The sequence below is a fragment of the Bacteroides sp. AM37-9 genome, assembly GCF_003603455.1.
GTDB lineage: Bacteria > Bacteroidota > Bacteroidia > Bacteroidales > Bacteroidaceae > Bacteroides > Bacteroides xylanisolvens.
Genome location: NZ_QTNF01000035.1, coordinates 1 through 23,633, shown reverse-complemented (window position 1 = coordinate 23,633; position 23,633 = coordinate 1). Strand labels below are relative to the sequence as shown.

14 protein-coding genes are annotated in these 23,633 nt (G+C 43.1%); 10 read left to right on the top strand and 4 right to left on the bottom strand.

What is annotated here, in order from left to right; genetic code table 11:
• Nucleotides 1-284: 284 nt before the first annotated feature.
• From DW862_RS20435 to DW862_RS20420, 4 genes are read right to left on the bottom strand one after another with little or no spacing between them, the layout of a single operon-like run.
• Nucleotides 285-656 carry a hypothetical protein gene (locus DW862_RS20435; RefSeq protein WP_074908681.1) on the bottom strand — a complete coding sequence of 124 codons (372 nt, stop codon included), beginning with the start codon at nucleotides 654-656 and terminating at the stop codon, nucleotides 285-287.
• A 50-nt stretch (nucleotides 657-706) separates the two neighbouring features.
• Nucleotides 707-2,113 (bottom strand): S9 family peptidase, encoded by a 1,407-nt coding sequence (locus DW862_RS20430; protein WP_120070138.1) that lies wholly within the window; start codon nucleotides 2,111-2,113, stop codon nucleotides 707-709.
• Between the two features lie 24 nt (nucleotides 2,114-2,137).
• A complete protein-coding gene (locus tag DW862_RS20425; RefSeq protein ID WP_120070134.1) occupies nucleotides 2,138-4,522 on the bottom strand; it encodes a hypothetical protein in 2,385 nt (794 codons plus the stop codon).
• Nucleotides 4,519-5,550: a hypothetical protein gene (locus DW862_RS20420; protein ID WP_120070131.1), complete on the bottom strand. Its 1,032-nt coding sequence runs from the start codon at nucleotides 5,548-5,550 to the stop codon at nucleotides 4,519-4,521. The genes DW862_RS20425 and DW862_RS20420 overlap by 4 nt, the downstream gene beginning before the upstream one ends.
• A 279-nt stretch (nucleotides 5,551-5,829) precedes the next feature.
• Between DW862_RS20420 and DW862_RS20415 the strand changes: the two genes are divergently transcribed.
• From DW862_RS20415 to DW862_RS20370, 10 genes are all read left to right on the top strand, one after another.
• A complete protein-coding gene (locus DW862_RS20415) occupies nucleotides 5,830-7,356 on the top strand; it encodes a sulfatase-like hydrolase/transferase (RefSeq protein WP_120070128.1) in 1,527 nt (508 codons plus the stop codon).
• A 113-nt stretch (nucleotides 7,357-7,469) separates the two neighbouring features.
• Entirely contained in the window at nucleotides 7,470-9,128 is a 1,659-nt protein-coding gene (locus DW862_RS20410; RefSeq protein WP_120070124.1) for a hypothetical protein, read from the top strand.
• Nucleotides 9,129-9,149: 21 nt separating this feature from the next.
• Nucleotides 9,150-9,560 carry a hypothetical protein gene (locus DW862_RS20405; protein WP_074556622.1) on the top strand — a complete coding sequence of 137 codons (411 nt, stop codon included), beginning with the start codon at nucleotides 9,150-9,152 and terminating at the stop codon, nucleotides 9,558-9,560.
• Between the two features lie 12 nt (nucleotides 9,561-9,572).
• A complete protein-coding gene (locus DW862_RS20400) occupies nucleotides 9,573-11,204 on the top strand; it encodes a DUF1735 domain-containing protein (protein ID WP_120070121.1) in 1,632 nt (543 codons plus the stop codon).
• A 35-nt stretch (nucleotides 11,205-11,239) separates the two neighbouring features.
• Nucleotides 11,240-12,223 (top strand): glycoside hydrolase family 43 protein, encoded by a 984-nt coding sequence (locus DW862_RS20395; protein WP_118408732.1) that lies wholly within the window; start codon nucleotides 11,240-11,242, stop codon nucleotides 12,221-12,223.
• Between the two features lie 140 nt (nucleotides 12,224-12,363).
• Nucleotides 12,364-15,552, top strand: a complete 3,189-nt coding sequence (locus tag DW862_RS20390) for a TonB-dependent receptor (RefSeq protein WP_008023524.1) — start codon at nucleotides 12,364-12,366, stop codon at nucleotides 15,550-15,552.
• Between the two features lie 20 nt (nucleotides 15,553-15,572).
• The gene (locus DW862_RS20385; RefSeq protein ID WP_032855758.1) at nucleotides 15,573-17,459 is read left to right on the top strand and encodes a RagB/SusD family nutrient uptake outer membrane protein; all 1,887 of its coding nucleotides are present in this window, start codon (nucleotides 15,573-15,575) and stop codon (nucleotides 17,457-17,459) included.
• Nucleotides 17,460-17,481: 22 nt separating this feature from the next.
• Complete coding sequence (locus tag DW862_RS20380) at nucleotides 17,482-20,565, top strand: SusC/RagA family TonB-linked outer membrane protein (RefSeq protein WP_004307746.1); 3,084 nt, start codon at nucleotides 17,482-17,484, stop codon at nucleotides 20,563-20,565.
• Between the two features lie 25 nt (nucleotides 20,566-20,590).
• The gene (locus DW862_RS20375) at nucleotides 20,591-22,387 is read left to right on the top strand and encodes a RagB/SusD family nutrient uptake outer membrane protein (protein ID WP_004307747.1); all 1,797 of its coding nucleotides are present in this window, start codon (nucleotides 20,591-20,593) and stop codon (nucleotides 22,385-22,387) included.
• A 29-nt stretch (nucleotides 22,388-22,416) separates the two neighbouring features.
• Nucleotides 22,417-23,319: a BT_3987 domain-containing protein gene (locus tag DW862_RS20370; protein WP_004307748.1), complete on the top strand. Its 903-nt coding sequence runs from the start codon at nucleotides 22,417-22,419 to the stop codon at nucleotides 23,317-23,319.
• The last annotated feature ends 314 nt before the right edge of the window (nucleotides 23,320-23,633 follow it).

The following is a 23,633-nucleotide window of genomic DNA, read 5'->3' as shown; positions in this document are numbered from 1 at the left end:
TTACCTTAATACCTGTTACCTTACTACCTTGCTATTATTTGCCGCTTATTTGTTTTGGCTGTAAAGGTAAAACAAAATCTTTCAGGGTGAGTTCGATGAGATGGATTTTGATTTAAATCAATTTAGACAATGTTGGTGTAAACTGATGACGAGGGATTTATGTAGTATATGTAAATTGTAGCTATTTACTTTCTTTCCAATTCTTGCAAATATTTGCAAGAATTGGAAAGAAAGTAAATATGAGTTTCAGAAATATTTCCTGAAAAGTATATAATCAATAAGGATCATTTTAGAATTATCAGATCTCCATCCACAAATCCAACTGCTATATGTTCGACTTTGAAAAGTCTTAAATCAGGAAGTTCTTTGATTAGAGCTTTAAGAGTAGCTGTGACAATCTCTAATACTTCTTCCCATTCTAGATCATCTGAAATTTTAAAATCAGGACAACTCCGTTGAGTAGGTTCAAAATCTTCATCACATGCCCAATCTTCGTCTTCTTCATCAAACCAAGTAGCTCCAACCAATTCTAAACCATATGGTTCATAAAGATTGAAGCTCAAAGCCACAATATCGGAAGGTAGTTCTTCTGTTTTATCAATATTGATAATCCATTTCTTTATAATTTCCTTTAAATCATTTGTTTGAGTGCTCATTTCTCTTTCAATTAAAAATTAATATTTTATTCCTTTAGTCAATAAGAGACTTATTGTTTCCTTATCCATTCAATGATATCTTTCAAGACTTCCGGATTGATTGTTTCTTCCAACTGCCCGTATTCGGCCAATGTTCCTTTTTTGCAAGTCTGAAACAGGTGATTTAAGTTCGGATAGGCTTTGACTGTTACATTTTTGTTTCCATTTCCGGTGATTCTTTCCTGGATGGCAGCAAGATTCATGGTGGCATCCACTTGAATATCCTTTTCTCCGTTCAGAGCCAGAACCGGACATTTTAGTTTCTTCAAATCCTGGGCCGGGTCATATCTCATAAAATGAAGATACCACGGAGAAGTCATCGAACTGATTTGTGCGGATAGTTGCTGGATGGTATTCAGGTCTTTCAATTGTTCGGGAGACATTGTTTTTGTAACGTCTGCATACAGTTCTTTCTGCAACTCTTCGGGAGTTTTGTCTGTTTGTTGCAGTATGGCATATCTGTTCCGTATTGAAGGCTTCATCCCTTGCCAGACGGCATCCGGCATTCCCTGGGATTTAGAGATTAACTCTACCTGCTTCAGCATCAGACTGTCGCCTCTCACGCCGGCTCCTGCCAATGAAACGACAAATGCAATGGAAGGGTCTTTGGCAGCGACGATGAATGCAATGATTCCGCCTGCGCTATGTCCGATAATTCCGATTTTCTTTGCATTTATTTCTTTTCTGCTGCGCAGGTAATTCACTATTGCTTCCGTATCTGTGGCAAAATCCTCATTGGTAGCTGTTGCGTGAGTACCTTGTGAAGCGGCAGTGCCCCTGTCATCACATCTAAGCACAGCAATTCCATTTCGGGTCAGATAATCGGCGATGACAAAGAAAGGTTTATGTCCCATGATTTCTTCATCCCGGTTCTGCGCACCGCTTCCCGTCACCATTACTACTGCCGGAAATTTAGTTCCTTTTTCGGGAAGAGTCAATGTTCCGGCAAGGTTAATTCCATCCCGTTCATTCCTCACGGTGACTTCTTCACTTCTGTAAGGGAAAGGCGGTTGAGGCTCCTGCGGACGTTTGGGGCGGCTGGCTTCTCCCTTTTTCAAATTCAACGGAAGGGGCATCCCTTGCGTAAATGTTCCGTTGATTGTGTTATCACTGTTCAGCTTTCCTTTGTACGAAGCATGAATCATAGGTATCTGGATAATTAAAGTAGAATCATTGAAAGAAGTGGTCTGTGTCTTGATACCGTTGGCTCCCTGGTCGGGACTGTCCAGTGTGGTCACATAAGCGCCTTGTTCCGTTTGACTGATGTGGAATACAATAGTCAGCGAACCGGTGGGAAGGGAAAGTTTTCCATGCCAAGTTCCCGAAATATCTTGGGCGGATAAGGAAGAGGATAAAGCCAGTCCTGCCAGTAAGAAGACGAGAGCTCTCATTTTTGTTTTAAATACTGCTGTTTTCATTTTATAGTGATGATGATTGGGGAATTAGAGTTCAGTCTTTACATAATATTCGAAATACTTACATTCGTGTACGGCCTCCTTGAAGAACTGTGTGTCGCTATATGATTTTTTCAATTGGCGGAAATAGCTGTCCACTTTCTTTTCGTCATCCGACCTGCTGAAATCAGAATTAAGGATATTGTTCCAGTTACTCCACCAGTTTTGGGCATAAAGATCCATTGTACAGGAAGAGGCCATGAACAGTGCGCGTGCTTTATATTCGCGGTCGGTGAAGTAGGTGGCAGCTTGTTCATACAGAGCGAGGGCGTTCTCCATATTATCGACTATCATATATTCCTGGGTGAAGTCTCTGTAATTATACTCTTTGCTGTAATCAGGAATGGAGTTTGGGCCTGTTGTGCCGTATGAGACGTATGCAGACCAATAGTAGGAGTTGTCTGTGAAGTATGCAGGAATATTTCTGTAATAACCGGTAGGAGATATGTTATAATAATAGTTGGCCAGCATATAGGCAGCCCGTGCGCCTTTTTCCGTCATCATCTGGCTTTCCTTTTCCAGTTGCATCAGGGCAGCGGTCAATGTAGCCTTATTGTGTTCTTTGTTCAGATAGGGATACTGTTCGTACATCACGTCCGTTAGTTGCGAAGCGGCAGGAACGCTGAATAGTCTCTTGAATCCATTGCTGAATATCAACGGGGAGATTTCCGAATAGCCGTTGAAATCATCCGAGGAGATACCCGCAGGGATATATTTCTCTGTTTCATAATCGTATTTATAGTGAGTGAGGCTATAGGATTCCGGAACTTTGGCAAACCATTTGGCTGCTTCTGCAAAGTTATTCATGCGTAGGTAATAAGTTCCTTTCAGTTCGTAAAGCTGGGTCAATAGCGTCTGGTCATTCTCTTTCCCGGCATTTGCCAGAAGCGAATTGATAATATCCGGGTCCGGATTCTGCCGCAGGTTCTCTATGCGGTTGTGGGTAAGGAATGCTTTGCCGTAGTCTTTCTGCATTTTATAAAGATGACCGACAATTTCGTTGATAAAGTCCTCATCGGCATGGCTTGTTTGCAGGTATTGCCGGATGTTTTTTTCTTCATCTTCACCGATAAACTTCAGTTGTGCCAGGTAAAGACTGAATTGGGTACGGCTTTTTTGTTTCAGCAATTCGGGCTTCGTGGTCTGGAGGGAGTCGATGAATGTGGCTGCCTGTCGGTAATCTTTGCAGAGGAAAGACATATGTGCATGGTAGAGAGCCCAAAAGTCTTTGTCGCCCACTTTGGGGTGATTCATTACCGCTTTGATTATCTGCTGTGCACGCTCATATTCTGCAAGTACTTTTCCGGAAGGTTGCATGAATGAACTTGTGTCGTCGGTGGCATCCGAATGACTGTAGCGCGTCAGAATATCCCTTTCCATCTTGTTGATATAGCGGATGGCGAGCAGCTTGATATAGGGTGATTCAGGATATATATTCAGGATGTTTTCCACTTCTTCCAGTTCATTGGAGAACGTATTATAACCCCGGAGTGCATACATGGCTGCTTTCTCCCGATTGTCTTTACACCAGGACATTGCTTCGTTCCAGTCTATTTCGTTTTGTATTTTGAAGCTGGTATAGGCTGTTTTTTTCCTGTTATCCGAATGGTCGAACACACGGGAGTAGAGGTAGTTGGCATTTGCCAGTTTACCTATGTTATAGAGGGCACCGGCTGTCTGTTCGAGGGCGGCGTAGTAGATGTAATGTTCCTGTTTGAGAGGTTTCACGTATAGGTTGTACATTCGGATAGCTTCGTTGTTCTTATTTCGCATATAGTGTGCCAGGCGTACGAGTTGGTAGCCGTACCTTAGTTTCAGTTCATCGTATGGGCAGTTCCGGTAGAGTTCCAGTCCTTTGTCTTTGTAGTGGGTGTATGTTTCTTCAGAGGGGGAGGAGGTGCGTTTCATTTCCCACCAGTCGCCGTTATTCGATAGTTGGGCGTATGGCTCCAGTTCTTTCGCATATTGCAGGTAGGTAAGGGTATGCTTTCCTGCATCTGTCTTGTTCAGGGCGGTGACGTATGGGGAAGAAGGTTGCTTCAACGACTGGTAGGAAGCGGTGTAAAGCAATGCTTTGAACTGCTCTTCATTCATGTCCTGAAGGGTTTTGTTCTTCTTGAAAAATGTCATCCATGCGTTTATATTTTCGTCGGGCTGCTGTTGTTTCCCGTCCGGGTTCATGTCTTCTCCGTAGAATGCATCATCCGTTGTCAGGAGGAAAGGTTGCAGGCCTTTGTTCTCGAGAAGAAGCTGGTCGAAAAGGTTATAGTAGTTCATATAATCGTAAAAATCGCCTCCGCATCCGTTGACGTAGGAGTGGAAGGGGAGTACGGTTATGGCAAGTGTGGCGATAAAGCGTTTCAGATGTTTCATGAGAAAGTGTTTATGATGTTGATTAATTGTTCGGTAGAATATTGCTTGATAATCTCTTTGTCCAGGTGGTAGAAAATGATTTCCCTGTTTTCCTTTCGTAGTTTTTTGCGCAGGAGTTTGGCCGCTTCGAGCAGTGTTTCCGGGCTGACTTCTTCTACTTTAAGTTCGTAGTCTTTATTCACCCATACTCCGTTTATATAGTGTGATTGGAGTATGCAGTAAATACCGTCTTTCGTTGGTTGGTAATAGTCGGGACGTGCGTCGATGGTAGCTTTGCGGACTCCGTTTATCAGTTTAATCTGTCCGAACGGATTTCTCACGATTCCCCAGCTGTAGAGCGGCAGTGCGATGTCCAGATGCAGCGGATAGGAACCGATCTTTTCGATGTATGAAGCAGCGTCTTTATTGTTTAATATGGTATTTTCATTCTCGAAATCCGTAGGTTCGGATGAAGCGTAGTACATCAGTGTTCCCTTATCGACGGGAGGTATTCCGGTTTTGTCTTTGAACTTGATCTGATGGAGGCGGATGGTGCAGCTTATCGGGACTCCTTTCCTTAGCTTGCGGATGTGGTTCAGGAAGTTGAAATAGTTTTCTTTTGTCTTTTCCGTCCAGTCGCAGTCGAACTGATATTCGGTCGGGAGCTTGTTGAAATGCAAACGGTATAAGGTGTCTATCCGGTCGGCACAGTTGCGGGCAAGCTTCTCTATATCAGCGGCAGTGCATTGCCGGATTGCCTTGTTGGTGATAAATATAACGGGGACTATCTTTTGCTGAAAGCCGGGATTATCCAAAGAAAACGAAGGCGAATAGTCTGCCGTAGGGAATGCCCCGTTTCCTTTGTTGTCTACATCAAACATCCGGGCGTATATTTTTTGGGCTCCGAGTGTATTCAGGTAGGCAGTATCCGCATCTTGTACGCTTAATTTGCTTTTCCATATATAAAATGCGGGAGTATTGGTATGTTCATTGGTGCATCCGGACAGGCAGATGAGTAAAATAGCCAGTTGTAGTAGTCGAGTCTGCATATATTATCGGGTATCTTGGCTCATTAAATTGTATTCCGCAAGAGAGGTAACCAAGATATTGCGAACAAAGTTATGAAAAAAAATGCTTTTGCAATCGAAATATGGAAGTAATTTGTCTACTGTTTGTAAACTCACATAAGGCTCTTGATTGATATATATGCTACATCCGATTCATAAGAATAGTTGCAGGATGGACATTTCTCCCCATTATTAAACATTTGTTCTACATAAATAAATAAGTGGTGGCTAAATTTGCATCGTTATTAACTACATAATATTATGAAAAAGATAATCTATCTAGTTCCTACGTTGTCTTTAGTAGGTTGTACCTCACAGCACGTAGAAGAAAAGCCGAATGTGATTGTGATTCTTGCCGATGATCTGGGATTTGGTGATGTCAGCGCTTACGGCTCTACTACGATTCATACTCCGAATATCGACAGTCTGGCTCATGGCGGAGTTTGTTTCACGAACGGATATGCCACTTCGGCAACTTCCACTCCCAGCCGCTACGCTTTGATGACCGGAATGTATCCGTGGAAAAATAAGGATGCAAAAATCCTGCCGGGAGATGCTCCTCTTATCATTAATGAAAATCAGTTTACCTTGCCGAAGATGATGCAGCAGTGCGGGTATGTGACCGGAGCTATCGGAAAGTGGCATTTGGGGATGGGAGACGGCAATGTCAACTGGAACGAAACCGTCAAACCGGGTGCCAAAGAAATCGGTTTCGACTACTCTTGCCTGATTGCGGCAACCAACGACCGTGTCCCGACGGTTTACGTGGAAAACGGTGATGTAGTAGGACTCGACCCGGTCGACCCTATCGAAGTGAGTTACGAGCATAATTTTGAGGGCGAACCGACTGCCATCTCTCATCCGGAGATGCTGAAAATGCAGTGGGCACACGGACATAATAACTCTATAGTAAACGGAATTCCTCGTATCGGATATATGAAAGGCGGACAGAAAGCCCGTTGGAAAGACGAGGATATGGCCGACTATTTTGTAGATAAGGTAAAGAACTTTGTTACTGAACACAAAGATGCTCCTTTCTTCCTGTATTATGGTTTACACGAACCTCACGTACCTCGTGCTCCCCACCAGCGATTTGTGGGCAAAACAACGATGGGGCCTCGTGGCGATGCCATCGTTGAGGCAGACTGGTGTGTCGGCGAACTGCTTGCCCACTTGAAGAAAGAAGGATTGTTGGAAAAGACACTGATTATCTTCTCCAGTGATAACGGGCCGGTTCTGAATGACGGTTACAAAGACGGAGCTCCCGAATTGGCAGGCGATCACCTTCCTGCAGGAGGTCTGCGCGGAGGTAAATATAGTTTGTTCGACGGTGGTACGCATATTCCTTTGTTTGTTTATTGGAAAGGAAAGATTCAGCCGGTTGTGTCCGATGCACTGGTTTGCCAGGTAGATATTCTTGCTTCTCTGGGGTCGATGATACATGCCGATTTGCCGGAAGGTTTGGATAGTCGGAACTATCTGGATGCTTTCTTCGGAAAAGAGCAGACTGCCCGCAAGGATGTAGTGTTGGAAGCGCAAGGACGTATGGCTTATCGTTCGGGCGACTGGATTATGATGCCTCCTTATAAAGGTTCCGAACGCAACCTGACCGGAAATGAATTGGGTAACTTGGGTGAATACGGTTTATTCAATGTAAAAGCCGACCGAACTCAATACCAGAATATGGCGGCACAACAGCTCGAACTTCTGGACTCCCTGAAGCAGAATTTCTTTGCTGAAGTGGACGGTTATTATCGCAGTGAAGTAGAAGAAGAACCATTAAAATAAGGTCAAATGTTTATTCTGAACATAAATCCCGTTGATAAAACAATCGTTCTATTCTACCGGGATTTATTTCTTTACCTTTGTTCTGTTCGATGTCGGACAATTAACCTTGAAGTATGTATATGAAAATGAAAGCTTTTTTAATGTTTGTATTGCTGTTCTTATGTTCGATGGGAACAAAGGCGCAGGATTTGGGGGCGAACTATAATGAAAATATAGATTACCCGATTACGGAAATAGAGATGTTGAAACAGTCGAAAGTGAGTTGGGTGAGAGGATTTGTCAATATCCCCAATCTGTTTCTTCAGAATGAAAACGGGAAGATTGTTGGTGTGAAAGAAAATGTCATCAGGACACATATTCCTACATTGAAATTTATTCAGGCCAAGAAAGCGTTGGGCGACCGTGTGAAATTCATCTTGAGTCTGAAAATACCTTTTGAATTATATACCGATACGGTTCCCAAAGTAGGAACTAAGGAGATGGAGTACATATTTCAGGCAACGGAAATATTACTGAAAACCTATGATATGGCGAAGAATATTGAAATACTTGTCATGGGTAACGAGCCGGAATGGGAGAATGCATTGGATACCGATCTCTGTCATGCGGATGGTGAAGATTATCGGGCATTTCTGAATGAGTTTGCCAATCGGCTGACTACCTGGAAACAGGCTAATGGCTGGACATTTGATATTTATGCCGGAGCATTGAACCGTGTTTCCGAGTTGCCGAAGAGCGAAACGGTACCTGCAGTAGTCTCTGTGGTTAATAACAATCCTAATGTTGTAGGGCTCGACTTGCACGTTCACGCATTGAAAATCAACCAGGCGGAAGATGATTTCCGTATTATCCGCGATAAATATGGTGTAACAAAGAAACTGATTTGCACGGAATTCTCTATGGTACGTGCTTTAAATCCTCATGTAGCCGACGCACTGGGAGAATGGGGAACCAAGCATGGTTATACGGCCGGGATGAAAATTTACGAATATCTTAATCTGATAGCCGAAAAAGCTAACGCCGGTACACCGGTCAGTGCAACCGAGTTCAAGAGCCTTTTTGAGAGTTATTCCTGGTATCCGAAGAATTGGTATAAAACTTTTTATGAGGTGTTCAAGAAATATGATACGTATGCCATTACCGGACGTTTTAGTGTGGTTCCCGGTGGAGCGAGAGCTGTTTACGATGCGAAGACTGAAATGTGGGAACTTGGAGGAATTTATTTTTCCCGTTATTTAGGACTGGATGCAGACGGATTCTACAATCCCAATCCATTGCTGTATCCCGATTTCATCGCTGCCCGGGATGGATTGGCAGTTTCCAGCCTTGTCGGAGGGCAACGGGAATTGTTCATTCGTTGGGGGAATGGAGCCGATAAAACAGGTATATTGTCAGTAACAGATGAAAATGGAACAGAGGTAGTACGTCGGTCGCTTGATTCGGAGAATGACTATACATTGGTTGAAAATCTTGTTCCCGGAACTGCCTACCATGTAGCATTGCTGAAATCGGATGATGCCGTGTTGTGGAAGGATGATGTTAAGACCAAGTCTGTAACAGGAAAGTTTCCTTTGTTGAAATATCAACAAGTGGATGAATATATGTTAGTACAACTATTAAATTTGCCGGCTGATGTCTCATCTTATAAAGTAAAGCTGGATGGACAGGAAATCAATATAGTGAATAAGAACCTGAACGGACAAATACTTACCGCCGAAGTGACTTATAAGGATGGATCGGTAGAAATATTGTCGACAACTATTAGAAAGTAATTATCTTAAATTTATTCGCTTATGAAAGTAATATATGTAGTGTTGGTATGTTTGTTGGCTTTCACCTCTTGTGCGGAGACGGAATATGCCGAAAACGGGGTTGATAAGAAGAATATAACAGGATATACCGAAGTTGGGTTTTATAGTTTGGATGGAATTTGTACTTTTACAGAGCAGGAACAACTTCAGGCTGCAATTAATCCTAAACGGTTGACTTATCGCCTACAAAATTCGGATCAAAGCAAATACATTCATGTGAAGTTTGACGGGAAGCCCACGGCTGTTGGTCAAAAGATAAAGACTGAATTCTCATTCCAAGGAGTTTCTTTCCTCAAAGAAGGGATGGAGATGGAGGTAGTTCGTATAGACGGAGATAAAGTTTGGTTGTCAGGAGATAACGTCGGTATAGTAATCCCTGTTTTTAATAATTAAAAGAAAGATATTATGAAAAGATACATTCCTATTGTAGCGTCATTAATGGTGTTTTCGTTGATATCATGTGGTGAAGTCATGGATCTGACACAGCCGGAAAAGGCTGAAGTTACCTATTCCAATATTACCTTGTCGCTTTATCAGACAGGCAAATATGATTTATATCTGGATGAGCCGGAATACCAATATAACATTATGGTGGAGAAAAGCCATTGCGAAAAAGAAGCAAAGGCGGAATTGGCTGTTGTCGATGCCAAAGAGTTTGGTGAAGAATATCACCTCTTACCTGTGGAATATTATGATCTGGATGGAAGTAATTTTAATTTTAAGGGGGACGATGTCCTGCGTATGGTAAATTTGCGCTTCCATGATTTAGGTACGCTTGACGGATCAAAGAAATACGTTCTCGGTTTGAAACTGGTTTCCGATGATCTTGCAGTCAATCAAGAGAAAAGTACAATGACTTTCTTCCTGCAACAGAAACAGGGAGAAATCGACAACCCTTATACCGTGGCGACAACGAGCGACTTGATAACTCTCGGAGAGAAACTCAAAGATGGTAAGACGATCTATGCCAAGATAGAGAATGATATTGATTTGCAAGGTGTAGACTGGCAACCGATAGAGACCTCGGTTTCCAAACAACTTGTATTGGATGGAGGCGGCCATACGATTCGTAATCTGAAAGTAAATACTTCCTCTTCTGTTAATCAGGGATTCTTTGGATTGTTGGTTGGTAAGTGTTCCAATATAAACTTTGAAAATGCGCAGATTACAGCCAATCAAAAGTTGACAGGAGTTCTTGCCGGACATGTTGGAAATGCTTCAGCGGCAGGAGTTGTTGAAAATGTACGGGTATCTGGTACGATAAATCTGACTTCAGGAACAGGACCGACTGCTTGGGAGAATGGACAAGCTGGTGGTATATGCGGAAGAATTCAAGGAGCGGAAAGTAAAATCTATCAATGTTCTTCAGAAATGAGTATTAATGCTACATGGTCTGCTGGTGGTATTTGTGGAGAAGCAAAAGGAGGCGCTACTATTACTCAATGTTATTTTGTAGGAGATATTATCACAAAGTCATGTGTTGGTGGTATTGTAAGCAGGATGTTTCAGGGTACTGTTACTCATTGTTATTCATCAGGAGTGGCTAAGTCCTATCCTAATGTTACACCTCCGAATCCCGGAGCTGGTATTGCAGGACTTGTAGAGCCGAGCCCAACAGCGCTCATCTCACATTGTTACTCTGAATGTGAAATTGCTGCTCAAAATCAAGTAGGAGGCATTTTGGGACTTGCCAATAAAGGAACAGGAGTAACAGTGACACGTTGTGTGGCTTGGAATTCTTCCTTATATTCGAATGGTGCACCTAAATCAGGAAGAGTATGCGGACGTTTCGATAAAAATGAGGCAAATAATTGTTATGCCAATCCGAATATGGAGTGCCGTTTTTCAGCTAATACACCTGCAATAGTAGATGAGGTAGTTCCAAATTATTCGGCAACTGTTAATGGTGCTGACCGTTATAACGGACTTTCTACCATACCTACTCTTATGGCAGCAGTAAAGGCTCTTCAATGGGATGAGTCTATTTGGGATCTTTCAGGAGAGAAGCCTCGTTTGGTTTGGGAATTGGCTCAATAAATGGTTTTATAAAATAAATCGTAAGAAATATGTTTATGAAAGAATGTAAGACTATCCAAAAAGTAATTTTCATATTAGCGGTGATATGTGTATCTATCACCCAATCATGGGCGGATTCATGGAAAGAAATATTCTTTGCCGATCCCACTATCTTTGTGGAGAACGGAAAGTATTATCTCACAGGTACACGCAATCGGGAACCGCAGGGTTTTGCTATCCTCGAATCGACCGACTTGAAGCATTGGACTGTGCCTAATGGAAAAGATTTGCAACTTATATTGAGAAAGGGAGACCAAGCTTTCGGTGAAAAAGGCTTCTGGGCACCTCAATACTTTAAGGATAAAAGAACTTATTATTTCACTTATACCGCCAATGAGCAAACGGTGATCGCTTCTTCCAAATCGGTGTTCGGTCCTTTCCGGCAGAAGGAAGTCAAACCGATAGACGCTTCCGCTAAGAATATAGACTCTTTCCTATTTAAGGATGATGATGGAAAATACTACCTGTATCATGTCCGCTTTAATAAAGGCAATTATCTTTGGGTAGCCGAGTTTGACATAAAGAAGGGAAGTATCAAACCGGAAACATTGAAACAATGTATGGACTGTACGGAGCCTTGGGAAAAGACTCCGAACTATAAGTCTGCACCGGTGATGGAAGGACCGACTGTTATGAAGTGGGACGGGGTATATTACCTCTTCTATTCTGCCAATCATTTTATGAATATCGACTATTCGGTAGGTTATGCCACTGCTTCTTCCCCTTTCGGTCCGTGGAAAAAGCATCCGAACAGTCCGATCATTCATCGCAGCCTCGTAGGAGAAAACGGATCAGGACATGGAGATGTATTTAAAGGTCTGGATGGAAAATATTACTATGTTTACCACGTTCATCGTTCAGATTCCACCGTGTCCCCTCGTAAAACACGTATTGTTCCGCTCATCCTGAAGAAAGGAAACGATGGCATATACAACATCACCGTAGACAAAGAGCACGTCATAAAGCCAATGTGGAAATGATTTGTTCAGAAATGTAGTAGAGAAATCTATTTTGCACATTTGTACGAGTTTTGAGGATAATCTTCCTTTTCATTTGAAGATTTTCCCGCTTAATTTGTGTCTTGAGATAAAGAATTTGTTAACAGTTAAAAATAATGTTTATGAAAAGAGACAGACTTTATTTTTCTTTCTTATGTCTTTGTTGCTTTTTGTTTTGTGCGCTGGACGTGCAGGCACAACAAGATTATTGGAAGGGACAAGTGAAGGATGCAGTATCTGGTGAACCGATGATTGGCGTCAGTGTTCGCGTGAAAGGTACGGGAAGCGGTACGATTACTGATTTTGACGGTAATTTTACTGTGAAGGCATCGAAAGGAGACATACTTGTCATTTCTTATGTGGGTTATAAAACTCTGGAACTGGATTTAAAGAATAAAACGACTTTAGGAGTAATCTCTTTAGGAGAAGATACGGAGACACTGGAAGAAGTAGTAGTGGTTGGATACGGTGTACAGAAAAAGGTATCCAGTGTCGGTTCCATTGCTACTGCAAAAGGAGATGATTTATTAAAGATAGGTAGCGTGAACTCCGTTTCCGAAGCCTTGCAAGGTCAGATGCCGGGTGTGGTTGCCATCAATTCCACTTCAAAGCCGGGAGCCGATAAAGCTTCTTTATTGATTCGTGGTAAGTCTACTTGGGGAGAAGCGGAACCACTGGTATTGGTGGACGGTATCGAACGTGACTTCAACGATGTAGATGTGAACGAAATCGAATCTATTTCGGTACTGAAAGACGCTTCGGCAACTGCGGTTTACGGTGTGAAAGGTGCGAACGGCGTTATCTTGCTGACAACCAAACGCGGACTCGAACAGAAACCGGAAATATCATTTACAGCTAACTTCGGTTTTAAACAACCTTCTGCTGCTCCTGAATGGTCTGACTATGTGACCTCTATGAAACAATATAACAGAGCCCAGGCTAATGATGGTAACTGGGGAGCAATGGTTCCCGAATCTACCATTACCGCATGGGAAAATGCGTATGCTACCGGAAATTACGGTCCGTATAACGATGTCTTTCCCGAAGTGGACTGGTGGAAAGAACTGGTAAAGAATGTAGGTTATGAACAGGCTTATAATCTTAATGTACGCGGTGGTACGAAGAAAATGAGTTATTTCGTATCTTTGGGTTATTTGCATGACGGAGATATTTTTAATACTACCAAACAAGAGGATTTCGATCCTTCCTTCTCTTACCGTCGTTATAACTGGCGTAGTAATTTCGACTTCAATATCACAAGTACTACTAAACTTTCGTTCAATGTGGCCGGTAAGATGGGTTATCAGAACCAACCGTCTTATTATGAGAATGTCGATTCTCCGGATGAACGTTTTTTTAAAACGTTCTTTACGGCTCCAAGTAATGAATTTCCGATTAAATATAGTAATGGAATATGGGGAGACGGGTTAAGCTCCGATCAAAATATAGCCTGTCTGATGAACGAAGGAGGTAGTCGTAATATTAAGCAACATCAAGGTTTCTACGATGTAATCTTGAATCAGAAGCTGGACTTTATTACAAAGGGACTGTCATTGAAAGCATCATTGTCTTACACTACTTCTTCTTCATGGACTACCCAGATCATGCCGGGTAAGATTTTAGGTAAAGACGATTTGGTTGCCCAACGTACACATATTCGTATTAATCGTGTGTATGATTACGCCAATCCTATTTATAATGCTGACGGAACAATTACTTATAATTATACCGAGAAACGCTATCCGGATGAAAATGCTCCCGGAGATTTGCCTGTTGGTGGTGTTTATGACGGTTTCAAGGCTTACGGACGTAAACTTTATTACGAATTAGCATTGAATTATAGTCGCCAGTTTGGCGATCACGATGTAAGTGCCTTATTTGTGTTTAACCGTAAGATGAACGAATCAACCAATACTGCTAATTCGGGTGTGATGAACTTCCCGGCTTACGAAGAAGACTGGGTAGGCCGTGTCACTTACAACTTCAAAGAGCGTTATCTTGCTGAATTTAACGGTGCCTACACTGGTTCGGAAAAATTTGCTCCGGGACGCCGTTTCGGATTCTTCCCCTCTGCCTCTATTGGTTGGCGTATCAGTGAAGAACCATGGGTAAAGAAATTGACCAAAGGTGTACTGACCAACCTGAAAGTGCGCTATTCGTATGGAGTAGTTGGTAATGATAAAGGTGCTACCCGTTTCAACTATATTCAGAAGTTTGAGCAACTATCTGCCAATGCGCAGTTTGGTAAATATCAGACCAGTAACTGGGGACCTTTGTACAAAGAAGGAAAACTGGCCGACCCCGATGCTACTTGGGAAGAATCTATTAAGCAGAATATCGGTATCGAAATAGGTTTGTGGGGTAAACTAAACTTTACTGTGGACTTGTTCGATGAAAAGCGTAATAACATTTTGATGACACGTAATACGATTCCGTCATGGGCCGATAGTGGTATTGCTTTTCCGCAGGTGAATCTGGGTAAGACTAAAAATCACGGTCTTGAACTGGATATTGCTTGGAACGACCGTATCGGAAAGTTTAATTATTACGCGAAGTTTAATTTTGCAACCAGTGAGAACCGTGTTGTCTTTATTGATGACCCGAAGAATCAGAGCGAATATTTGAAAAAAGCCGGAAAGTCAATCGGATATGTGAATAAATACCTGGCAACAGGAAACTTCCAGTCATTGGATGATATTTATAACTCGGCGCAGTCCACTATTGCCAATGGTACACATAATACATTGATTCCGGGAGACTTGTATTACATCGATTATAATGGTGACGGCATGATTGATGCTAAGGATATGGTTCCGATGAAAAACCTGAACTATCCGACTACTACCCTCGGATTTACATTGGGAGGTTCTTACAAAGGAATCGGATTCAATATGTTGTGGTACAGTGCTATGGACGTTTATAAAGAAGCGATTCCTTCCTATTTATGGGATTTTCCGGAAGGTAATATCAAGGCTCAACCAAATACGTTGAATACATGGACAGCCGATGCTCCGATTCAAGGCGGTCCGATTCGCCCCAGTATTCATGTTCAGAGAAGTTATAATTCGGTGGCTAGTACATACACATATACCAACCATGCTTATCTTCGCTTGAAGAACCTGGAAGTGAATTATCAGATTCCGAAGCGTTGGTTGCAGCCTTTACGTCTGACAAAACTGCAAGTATATGTCAACGGTACCAATTTGTTGACGTTCTCAAAAGGTGATTCCCGCCGTGACCCCGAACATTCGGGACAGAATGTTTATCCGGTGGTGAGACGTTATAACATTGGTTTTAGATTAGGATTATGAGACACTTTAAATTTACTGATATGAGAAGACATAAGTTGAATTGGATATGGATCATTCTATTGGGGTTGTTTGTAGGAAGTTGTGAGGACTATCTGGACCGCTCTCCCGATGACGGACTTTCCGAAGATGATGTTTATAAAGATTATAGCAGTTTGTTAGGGTTCATGGACCGCATCTTTCAAAATGATGATATATTAATCTTTACACATGGTATCAACTCTTATTCGAATACATACGTAACGGTAGGTAATTTATCGGATGAATATGCATCCGTTCGCGATAATGATCCGTCGAAGTTTGTCAATGCAGGTAACTGGCTGGAGAATGCCGGTACACGTTTCGAAATAGGAAGTAAAAGTGATGGGAAGAATTTCAAAAGTGCTATTTCTCGTGCTTATACCGGACTTCGTATCGTGAACCGTGTAATTAGCGGAGTAGATCAAGTGAAATCCATCACAGACGACCAAAGGAGAAAACTGTTGGGACAGGCCCATTTCCTGCGTGCCTACTTCTATTTTGAGATTATCAAACGATATGGCGGAATGCCCATCTTTGACCAGCTTTGGGGAGCATCGGACGACTTTGACTTTCCCCGTAAAACTTATCAGGAATCCAATGCTTGGATGCAGACTGACTTGGATAAAGCCATTGAATATTTACCTATAAGCTGGCCTGACGAGGAACATGGACGGCCTGACAGAGTAAGCGCCATGGCATTAAAAGCGATGACACAGCTTTATGCTGCCAGCCCTTTGATGCAGAACGACTTGAATTCTATTGAAAACAAAGGATATGGAAAAGAGATGGCTGCTGAAGCTGCCCGTAGTGCGCAAAAGGCGATCAATGCTATTGAAAGTCACGAATATTATCGCCTGATGAATCATGACGAATATCGTAGTATTCAGCTAATGCCTAATTCCAATCAATTCGCACAGCCGGAATATTTATGGTTCCTGCGTTGGCATCATGGCAACTGGTCTGCTTTCGTCAGAGCGCAATGGCTGACACAACCATACGATAATAAAACCGGTGCCGAAGGTACTCCTTATAATGCTCCGACACAAAATGCGGTAGATATGTACGAACGTAAGGGAGCCGACGGTAAATACTATCCGATTACTGATCCGCGTTCCGGTTATGATGCGGTAAAGACTACCAATCCTTACTCGGATAGAGACCCTCGCTTCACTAATAATATCCTCGTGCCCGGTGAGCAATGGGGAAAGAATTTACAGGGTGTTCCTTATTATCTGACTACTTATTCGGGCGGTTACTCCGAGAACTTCATTTCTACCAATCAGTTTACGAGAGGCTCTCAACAGACCGGATATATGTGTAAGAAGTTCATTTGGCCGGAAGCAAGTGTGCCTTTGTTTGGCGAAGCTGGTTTCCAATTATATCGTTTGGTGGCTGTGTACATTCGTGTTTCGCAAGTTTATCTGGATATGGCAGAGGCTTCATACGAGGCGACAGGTGATCCGGATGCAGTCGTTACGGGTTGTACGATGTCGGCCCGTCAGGCTTTGAATAAAATCCGTGTAAGAGCCGGAATCGGCGAACTACCGGATGGAGTGGATTTTAGAGAAGCTTATCGTCGGGAACGTGGTGTGGAATTGATGTTCGAAGGACACCGCTGGTATGATATCCGCCGTTGGATGATTGCTGAAGACCTGTTTAAGGGTGAATATCCGATCATGGGTGTCAAAGCAACCCCGATCAATCATTCTTATACGGCCGACCAGTTGAAAGTGGAAAAAGCCTGCACTTATAAGTTGACCGACTTTACTTACGAGTATGTTCCGGTGAGGACAGCCGTGCGGACGTTTAACAAGCGTAATTATTGGTATCCGCTACCGATGGATGAAGTGGCGGCTTTGGATAATCTTCAACAGAACCCCGGATGGTGATACCTAAAATAAAGAAAAGTATATGAGAAACAAGATTAGATATATAAGACTGATAGGGCTCATATTTGTCCTTATCGTTGGCTCTAGCCTGACTTTCGCACAGAATAAATCAAAGAGAAAGTCGGCGAAGAAGCCTTTGGTGGAAGTAGTTTCTATTGTTACCGACGAGAAAGGTAGCCCGTTGAAGAATGTTTCTATCATTTGTGGAGAAGGCGCAGTCGTTCTATATACAGATGCAAAGGGACGTTTTCAGACGAAGGTCGAGAATGACGCAACCGTCATGGTGGAGGCTTTGGGATATGAAGATAAAGTGTATAAGCTGACAGGCAGCAATATCGTTCCTGAAAAGATTGTCCTGAAGAAAGAGCCTCTGTTCCTGACCGAAGAATCGTTGGTGAATAGAGCCGATGGTGGCAAGACATATAAAGGGAATGAAGTAGGCGCAACGAGCGTACTGGAGAACGGACAGTTCGGAACGTTCCCTGATTTGACGCTGACTAATATGCTGCAAGGTAAAATGTTAGGTCTGCAAGTTCGCTCCACAGTCAGCGGATTGGGTAATAATACGCCTGATTTATTTATCCGTGGCCAGCATGGCATGTCGGAGAATACAGCTATTGTTATCATCGATGGTGTGGAACGTCCGGCAGCGGATTTGATTCCTGAAGAAATCGAACGTATCGAGTTGCTGAAAGATGCCACTGCCAAGATTCTTTATGGGGCGCGTGCTGCGAATGGCGTACTTTGGGTGACTACCCGCAGAGGAAAGGCCAACCGCCGCATTTATAACGCAACCGCCGAAGCAGGTGTGGTACAGATGACGCGTACTCCTGATTTTCTGAATTCTTATCAGTATGCTAATCTGTACAATGAAGCGCGTGCAAATGACGGATTGACTCCTTACTATAATCAGAAACAACTGGAAGGATATAAAAACTCCAAAGGAGCCAATGACCTATTGTATCCGAACGTCGATTTGTACGATCAGTTATTGAACAAAAATGCCAACTATCGGAAAGTATCGTTCGATATGACGGGAGGTACCGACAGAGTGCGTTATGCCCTGATTGCCGGATATGTAGGAGGTAGCGGATTTGAAGACGTTACCTATACTCCGCAACTGCACCGTCTGACTCTTCGCGGAAACCTCGACTTCAATGTAACGGATTTCCTGACTATATCCGCAGACGTTGCCGGACGTATGGAAATGCGTAAATGGGGGCAATTGGACTGTGGTCAGGTATTTACGGCCCTGTCTACGCATCGTCCGAATGAATACCCGCTGACTATGTCACCGGAAGAAACCGGACTAGCCAGCTCGGACGGAATTCCTTTGTTTGGCGCAAGTCTGCTGCGTCCGATGAATGCATACGCGGAAACAATGTACGGAGGATATACGGATGAGCGTTATACACGCAGCCAGACCAATATCGGTTTGAAATTCGATCTTGATATGCTGACAAAAGGGTTGAAAGCCGGTGCTTTCCTTTCTTTCGACAACTATGATTACCTGCAACTCTCTTTGAGCAAAGTCTATCCGACGTATGCCATCAAAACATATCGTAACTTTGCCGGTGAGGAACAGATCATGTACACCCAGATGAAGAAAACAGATGTAGCCACTTCACAGAGTCGGAAGTCGACTACCTTACAACAGACATTGGGTTGGAATGCCTTTGCTGCATACGAGAATACATTCAACCAAAAGCATGATGTATCGGCACGGCTGACTTACATGTACTCGAAAACAACGAATCAGGGAGTGACCCAGGACATCATCAATGCAAACTACGCATTGCGCTTAAACTATATGTATGACCGCCGTTATGCTGTGGAAGCCGACATGGCATTGATGGGAAGCAACCGTTTCAAATCGGGAAATAAATACTTCTTCTCGGCAGCGGGCGGCCTTGCCTGGATTCTAAGCAATGAAGATTTCCTGAAAGACAATGAATACGTGAACTTCCTGAAACTGAAAACCAGTGCTGGTATCTTGGGATATGACAGAAGCACCGAACATTTATTGTATGAACGTGCCTGGTCACAAGACGGCAGCTTCCGGTTCGGAACAACGAACAACGGTGCTACGGCTTACTATTCCACTTTTGTCCGTGCAGGCAATCCGAACCTGAAATGGGAAAAGGCAGCAGAATGGAACATCGGTGTGGAAGGCCTGTTCCTGAACAACCGCTTATATACCGAAATAAACTATTTCCGTGAGAAACATACGGATATCATTGGTTCTGTTGATGCCTCTTACGGGGATTATACTGGCAACTTTACCTACCAGGATAACATGGGCTCCGTCTTGAATCATGGTATAGAAGGAATGTTCACTTGGAGCGACCGTATCAACGACTGGTCTTATTCGGTAGGAGCTAATTTCGTATGGTCTAAGAATAAAGTATTGAAATGGAACCAAGTGAAACATGGTGAAGAATACCGTTATACAGTGGGGCGTTCTACCGATGCTATGATGGGACTGGTTGCCGAAGGATTATTTGGCAAAGATGTAGCCATCAACGGACATGCCCCCCAGACGTTTGCCGATTATCAGGAAGGCGACATCGCCTACAAAGACCTGAACGGCGATAAGATCATTGACGGTCGTGACGTAAAGGAACTCGGAAACTCATTCCCACGTACTACATTGGGCATCGATTTCAATGTAAGTTACAAAGGCTGGGGATTGTATCTTCAGGGATATTCCGAACTGGGCGTTCACACTTGGGCAACGAATGCTTATTACTGGAATAATGGAGAAGGTAAATACTCCAAACTGGCATTAGACCGTTATCATCCGGCAAACAATCCGACCGGAAGTTATCCGCGCCTGACAACCACTGCCGGTGAGAACAACTTCCGCAATTCTTCTTTCTGGTTGAAGAATACAAGCTTCTTCCGTATGAAGAATGTTGAATTGAGCTACACGTTTAATCAGTTCTCCCCAAGTTCGGTCGTGAAGAAGATGAAGGTTTTCGCTCGTGGTGCAAACTTATTTGTCCTTTCTTCCGTGAAAGATTTGGATCCTGAATTGCTGAATGCCGGTGTGACAAACTATCCGGTGACACGTACTTTTACAGGCGGAGTCTCTTTTGTATTTTAATTTTGAACAATTAATAGATGGCAATATGAAACATATATTAGGAAGTTGCGTTTTAGCAGGTCTGTTTCTCTTTTGTGCTTGTGACGACACATTGGATACAAAGGTGACATGGCAGATCGGAGACTCTGATACCTGGAGAGTGCCGGAACTTGCTCAAGGCGTACTATATAAAGCTTATAATGGCATAGCCAACCGTCCGGATTGTTTTGAAGATAACTTTCTGGATTGTGCTACCGATAATGCAGTGACTAATCTGCGCAGCTCTTCTGTCTATAAATTAAATATGGGTGGGATGACAGCGTTTAACAACCCAATCGGAAACTGGAGTAATGCGTACAACATGCTGAACTATGTAAACTCTTTCCTCGAAAACGGCTTAACCGACCAAGTGCAGTACAACCGCACCGACCCGGAAGTGGACAAGCAAATCAAGCTGCGTCTGGAAGGTGAATCGTATTTCCTGCGTGCATGGTGGCATTTTGAGCTATTGAAGATGTACGGCGGAAAGGCGAAGAATGGAAAAGCGTTGGGTATTCCGTTGGCAGATCATTTTATTTCGCAGGATGAGGCCGCGCAGAACGGTGAATTTCTTCGTCCTACTTATCAGGCAACAGTCGATTTTATCGTCAACGATTTGAATAATGCCATCGAGTTATTGCCGAACGTGTATCAGGGAGATGACTTGGAGTTCGGTAATACACAAATCGGTCGTGCCACGAAAGCGGCGGCAGCTGTTCTGAAAAGTCGTGCGCTTTTATATAGCGCAAGCCCTGCCATGCAGGATGATGACGTGACGAAGATCACCGGCATGGGACAATTCGAAATACTGAACCCTACGGTTTACCAAGCAAAATGGGAAGCGGTAGCCAAAGAGATCAATAAGATTCTGGGCATGGAAGGTTTCGGAACTTATGTTCCTGTTACGGCTTCCTCCATTGCCGATGTTCAGACGGAAAGTTCCGATTATGCTTTCCGCAGATATTTTAATAATAACCTGTTGGAAGGCCTTCATTTCCCGCCGTTCTACTACGGAAGTGCCCGTGCCACTCCTTCTCATAATCTGGTAAAGGCTTTTTATGCGAAGAATGGTTATCCGGCAACCGATGTTCGTTCCGGTGTCGATCTGTCTGATCCTGATTTCGATCTGACGCAGCTTTATGCCGTACTGGATAATCGCTTTGCGCTGAATGTCTACTATCATAGTGCTACATTTGGCGATTCCGGTCAGCCGTTGGATATGTCCGAGGGTGGAAAAGATTCTCCTTCGTTTAGTGAGAATGCTACACGTACGGGTTATTATCTGGCTAAATTCGTTTCCAAGAAATCGGCTATGCTGAATCCGATTCAGACGTTAAACTCGGTTCATTACAATCCTTTGTTACGGAAATCGGAAGTTCTTCTTAACTTTGCCGAAGCTGCCAATGAGGCTTGGGGCAACCCGACGGTGAAAGCCGAAGGATGCCTGTATTCTGCATACGAAATATTGAAAACAATCCGTTCGCAAGCCGGGGGTATCAATTTTGATCTTTATCTGGATGAAATGGCTCAAAGTAAGGACTCGTTCAGAAAGTTGATTCAGAACGAACGTCGCTTGGAATTTACTTTCGAGAATCATCGTTATTTTGATATGCGTCGTTGGGTATTACCGTTGAACGAAGAGGTGGAGGGTGTTGCCGTTACCCGCAATGAAGATGGCACATTCAGCTTCAAAGTACAGAAAGTGGAACAACGGAAATATGAAGTGAAAAACTATTTCATGCCATTACCGTATGCAGAGCTGGAAAAGAATAAGAATCTAATGAATAATCAGGGTTGGGAATAACGTGCTGTTGATATAAATACTTATTTACAATGAAAAGACTAAATATATTATGGATAGGGCTGATAAGCGTTCTGATGACTGCTTGTTATGACGATTATGAAAAGGACTACGATGAGAGTTCTGTGTACTTTGCTTCGCAAAAACCTTTGCGGACACTGGTAGCCGATACAGATATGTCGATAAAGGTAGGAGTGGCTATTGGCGGTAAAAGAGAGGTGCATACCGATGATTGGGCTACATTCGAGATCGATCCGTCTTTATTGGATGGTACGGGCTTGACACTAATGCCGGAAAACTATTATCAGTTGGCTAATCCGAACAAGATGACGATCAGCAACCCGAACCTGGCAATCGCAGATGTGAAAGTGACTTTCTCCGATGCTTTCTATGAAGACAATGCTGCTTTGAACAAGCACTATGCAATCCCTTTCCGGTTGGTCGATCATAATCAGGATGAAATTAGTACTGATGTGAATGGTAATTTGAAGGATTACAGTATTGTAGTTGTCAAATTTGTCAGCCAGTATCATGGTACCTACTTTGTGAAAGGAAAAGTTACCAATTTGTCTACCCAGCAGGTTACTGAATACAGTAACAAGGATTTGAGTCAGAATATGACCCGCGACTTTGTTTCGTTAGGTAGAAACAAAGTACGCAGACCGGGTTTCGGAAACACATTGGAAAACAATGAGTCGGTGAATCTGACAGTCAATCCGGATGGAAGCGTCAATATTGAAGCCGGAGGAAGCGTCGCTATCACAGATGCATCCGCCACATTAGATCCTGCAGCCGAATCATTGGAATTTGTAGGGAAACAGCCTAAGTTTACCCTTTCTTATAAGTACACGAAAGGTGGCGTCACTTATCAGGTTGACGAGGAACTGATTCGTCGTCAGAATCCGGAAGCTGATTTACGCTTCCAGGAATGGTAGAATAGGTATGAGTTGATTATAGATTTCTATTGCTCGCCGGTAATTAGCTACATCAGTGAATGTTGCAGATTAATTACCGGCGATATCTTTTTCTGTTGGGCGTAGTTGATTTACAATATATACCTACTTGCCCTGTTGGCTATTAATAGCTAACTTCCTTTTGATATAGACCAAACTTCTTTTTGCCGGTTGGATAACTTCCTTTTTCTTCATTCCAAACTATAATTGCAAGCTTTGTTTTTATAAATGCAAGTTCCGTTTACCTTAATTCCGCAACACTATTATAAAATATTTTTTTTAAGTACCTGAGCAAC

What these genes read in the sequence shown, in the direction of transcription:
- DW862_RS20385 (WP_032855758.1), top strand. Translation starts at nt 15,573, where the DNA reads ATGAGAAGACATAAGTTGAATTGGATATGGATCATTCTATTGGGGTTG.
- DW862_RS20375 (WP_004307747.1), top strand. Translation starts at nt 20,591, where the DNA reads ATGAAACATATATTAGGAAGTTGCGTTTTAGCAGGTCTGTTTCTCTTT.
- DW862_RS20420 (WP_120070131.1), bottom strand. Translation starts at nt 5,550, where the DNA reads ATGCAGACTCGACTACTACAACTGGCTATTTTACTCATCTGCCTGTCC.
- DW862_RS20370 (WP_004307748.1), top strand. Translation starts at nt 22,417, where the DNA reads ATGAAAAGACTAAATATATTATGGATAGGGCTGATAAGCGTTCTGATG.
- DW862_RS20405 (WP_074556622.1), top strand. Translation starts at nt 9,150, where the DNA reads ATGAAAGTAATATATGTAGTGTTGGTATGTTTGTTGGCTTTCACCTCT.
- DW862_RS20380 (WP_004307746.1), top strand. Translation starts at nt 17,482, where the DNA reads ATGAGAAACAAGATTAGATATATAAGACTGATAGGGCTCATATTTGTC.
- DW862_RS20425 (WP_120070134.1), bottom strand. Translation starts at nt 4,522, where the DNA reads ATGAAACATCTGAAACGCTTTATCGCCACACTTGCCATAACCGTACTC.
- DW862_RS20415 (WP_120070128.1), top strand. Translation starts at nt 5,830, where the DNA reads ATGAAAAAGATAATCTATCTAGTTCCTACGTTGTCTTTAGTAGGTTGT.
- DW862_RS20410 (WP_120070124.1), top strand. Translation starts at nt 7,470, where the DNA reads ATGTATATGAAAATGAAAGCTTTTTTAATGTTTGTATTGCTGTTCTTA.
- DW862_RS20430 (WP_120070138.1), bottom strand. Translation starts at nt 2,113, where the DNA reads ATGAAAACAGCAGTATTTAAAACAAAAATGAGAGCTCTCGTCTTCTTA.
- DW862_RS20395 (WP_118408732.1), top strand. Translation starts at nt 11,240, where the DNA reads ATGAAAGAATGTAAGACTATCCAAAAAGTAATTTTCATATTAGCGGTG.
- DW862_RS20400 (WP_120070121.1), top strand. Translation starts at nt 9,573, where the DNA reads ATGAAAAGATACATTCCTATTGTAGCGTCATTAATGGTGTTTTCGTTG.
- DW862_RS20390 (WP_008023524.1), top strand. Translation starts at nt 12,364, where the DNA reads ATGAAAAGAGACAGACTTTATTTTTCTTTCTTATGTCTTTGTTGCTTT.
- DW862_RS20435 (WP_074908681.1), bottom strand. Translation starts at nt 656, where the DNA reads ATGAGCACTCAAACAAATGATTTAAAGGAAATTATAAAGAAATGGATT.